Source organism: Candidatus Binatia bacterium (assembly GCA_036382395.1).
Classification (GTDB): domain Bacteria; phylum Desulfobacterota; class Binatia; order HRBIN30; family HRBIN30; genus JAGDMS01.
Genome location: DASVHW010000273.1, coordinates 1 through 2,934 on the forward strand (window position 1 = coordinate 1; position 2,934 = coordinate 2,934).

Consider the following 2,934-nt stretch of genomic DNA (forward strand, 5'->3'; position numbering starts at 1 on the left):
AGGCTGACAAACTGCTCGATGAAGCCGCCCGGGGCCACCATCTGTTGCAGGTAGGCGTAATCAGCGGCGCTCAGTCCCGGCGCGATGTAAATCACCTGGTAGAAGTTCCGCAAAGCCACCGGGTTGCTGCCAGCGAGATTCTGGAAGGTGTTGCTCCCGTTGCTGAACCCGAGCCTGGGACTGGTCGAGAGATTGAATGCGCACAGCCATTGGTTGTCGTGCGTCGCATCCTCACCGCGCGCGAACAGGAACGAGATTTGGGGTGCCGGCGGCACGGTGTCGGTCGGTGAAGGGGTGAAGGTCGGAGAAGGAATGGCGGTCGGCGTCGTCGTCGGACTAGGGGTCGAGGTGTCGGTTGGGCTAAGCGTGCCACTGGCTGTCGTCGTGGCCGTCGGCGTCGGCGATGCTGTGGTCGTGAACGTGGAGGTGGCCGTTGGGCTCGCAGTGGCCGTCTCCGTTGGTGATGGCATTGCCGTCGCTGTTGGTGTTGGCGATGCCGTAGTTGTGAATGTGGAGGTGGCCGTCTCCGTCGGTGACGGCGTTGCCGTCGGTGTGTCGGTTGGCGAGGGCGAAGGCGTTGCCGTCGCCGTGGGCGAGGCCGTTGGCGTAACGGACGGTGTGGCCGAGGGGGTCGCGGTTGGCGTGGCGGTAAACGATGCGGTCGCGGTGAATGACGGAGTTGACGATGGGGTAAAAGTCGGGCTCGGTGTCACGGTTGCAGTAGCTGTTGGGGTGCTGGTCGGCGTCGGAGTTGGCGGACTCCAACACACCACGACGAATACCTTGGTCGTGCGCACCTCTTCCAACGCCGGCGTCGGGGCCAACGCGGCCTGCTGCTCCACACCCGCTTGCAAGGTGACTATCTGCGACCACGCCCACGGGAGGTTGGTGCTTGGATCGTTGGAATAGGAAGTCGAGTAGTAGGCGTACGTAGTCGTCAGAGCATTGGTATTGCCGTCGTAGATCTGCCCCGCGACCTGGAGCTGGAGTTGCGTCCGGGCCGTGCTCCCCGTGAGCCCCAAGGTGGAGCGGCTCACGACGTCAACGGTCACCGAAGAGATCGGTCCGGGCTGGGGCGTCGGGGCCTGCAGGGCGTACAAGTCGGCCAACGGAAGGTTGTGACAGTCGTTCTGGTTGCAGAAGACGTACGACGAGTCGCCGTCATCAGCCTGCGCGCACTGCCAGTTGGTGGCGAAATTCCGCGGCGTATTCGCGGACAGCCCGGGGCCTGCCGGTGCGATGACCAGACAGTTCGGTGGCAACGTCGGCGTGGGCGCCGGGCTATTGGTAGGTGTGCTTGTCGCGGTAGGGGGCGGCGGCGTTGGGGCGCTGGTGACCGTTGGCGAAGGAGTGAAAGTCGGCGTGGGAGAGGACGTAGGGCTCGGCGTAGGACTCGGAGTCAGGGTCGCCGTGGCCGTGTTCGTGGGCGTGACGGTTGGGGTGACGCTGGGCGTATGGGTTTGCGTGGCGGTAGGGGTATCCGTCGGCGTCGCCGACTGTGCTCTTGCCGTGCCGGCTGCGTGCAGCACCAGCAGCAACAGGGCCGCAGCGCACATCGCGGCCGGGCGTCGACGCGGCGAGGTGGTCACGTCAAGCTCGCCGGGTGTACGTCGGGAAGCGGGTTGTCGCGGTGACCGGGGCCGTCTCCGGTCCCTGCTGTATGATGCTTCCTGAATGTGCCCCACGTGCGTGGACTCGTTTCGTTGACTTGAAATAGCCCCTCTGATACCTAACTCGCCACCTGCAGCGCAAGCTCCTCCCATGAAAATCATGTCCGTGAAAGGGTTTCATGACGTCCTGCCAGACGAGAGTGCCCGCTGGCAGTGGATTGAGCAGCAAGCCCGGGAGGTGTTTGCGCGCTACGCCTTCGCCGAGGTCCGGATTCCGATCGTGGAGCGGACCGAGCTGTTCAGTCGTTCGATCGGCGAGACCACCGACATTGTCGAAAAGGAGATGTACACCTTTACTGATCGCGACGGGTCATCGCTGACGCTGCGCCCCGAAGGCACGGCGTCGATCGTGCGCGCGTATGTCGAGCACGCCCTGAACCAGCGTGAGGCCGTGTCGAAGCTCTTCTACTTCGGCCCGATGTTCCGGCGCGAGCGGCCACAGAAGGGGCGGCTGCGACAATTCTCGCAAGTGGGGGCCGAGGTGATCGGGCGGGACGATGCGGCCATCGATGCGGAGGTGTTACTGTTGCTGCACGACCTGCTCAGCCGGCTGCAGGTCAGCGGCGCGCAGATCGAGCTGAACTCGCTCGGGTGCTTCGCCTGCCGTCCGGCGTATCGCGCTGCCCTGCTGGCATACGGCGAAGCGCATGGCCAGGTGCTGTGTGAAAACTGCAGCCGGCGCTTGGAACGGAATCCATTGCGGCTACTGGACTGCAAGGATCGGGCATGCCGGGAGTCCACGGCCGATGCGCCGGTCATGATCGACTATCTGTGTACGCCCTGCCGTGCGCACTTCGACACGGTGTGCGCGCTGCTGGCGCGCGAGGGTGTGGAACCGCGGCTCAACCGGCGGATGGTGCGCGGGCTCGATTACTATTGCCGCACGGCCTTCGAGGTCGTGGCCGAAGGCTTAGGGGCGCAAAACGCGGTCGGCGGCGGAGGGCGCTATGACGGGTTGGTCAAGGCACTGGGCGGCCCGGACGCTCCCGGTATCGGCTTCGCGCTCGGTGTCGAGCGGCTGGTGCTGGCCTTGGCTGATCACGAGGCTGCCCGGCCGTCGCTTCCGGAAGTGTTCATCGCACCGATGGGCGCAGCGGCCGAGGCGGAAGCCATGCACTTGGCGCACCGCTGGCGCTGCGACGGGATGCGTGTTGAAATGGCAAGTGGAGGCAAGAGCTTGAAGAGCCAAATGCGTCTGGCTGATAAGGTGGGAAGTCCGTACGTTCTGATCCTCGGGGAGGACGAGCTGGCGGCTCAGGTACTG

The 2,934-nt window shown here is 64.9% G+C and carries 4 protein-coding genes; 2 read left to right on the top strand and 2 right to left on the bottom strand.

Annotated elements, in window-relative coordinates; translation table 11 throughout:
* Both VF515_12640 and VF515_12645 read right to left on the bottom strand, forming a co-directional pair.
* On the bottom strand, positions 1-275 hold a 275-nt coding region (locus VF515_12640), incomplete at its 3' end, for a hypothetical protein (GenBank protein ID HEX7408483.1).
* Between the two features lie 85 nt (positions 276-360).
* Positions 361-768, bottom strand: coding sequence for a hypothetical protein (locus tag VF515_12645; protein HEX7408484.1), 408 nt, complete (start codon positions 766-768; stop codon positions 361-363).
* A 471-nt stretch (positions 769-1,239) separates the two neighbouring features.
* Here VF515_12645 and VF515_12650 point away from each other — a divergent pair, with 471 nt between their 5' ends.
* Together VF515_12650 and hisS are read left to right on the top strand one after the other, a co-directional pair.
* Positions 1,240-1,674, top strand: coding sequence for a hypothetical protein (locus tag VF515_12650; GenBank protein ID HEX7408485.1), 435 nt, complete (start codon positions 1,240-1,242; stop codon positions 1,672-1,674).
* 87 nt (positions 1,675-1,761) lie between these two features.
* Positions 1,762-2,934: histidine--tRNA ligase (gene hisS / locus VF515_12655; GenBank protein ID HEX7408486.1), on the top strand; the 1,173-nt coding region annotated here is incomplete at its 3' end.

What these genes read in the sequence shown, in the direction of transcription:
- VF515_12650 (HEX7408485.1), top strand. Translation starts at nt 1,240, where the DNA reads ATGACCAGACAGTTCGGTGGCAACGTCGGCGTGGGCGCCGGGCTATTG.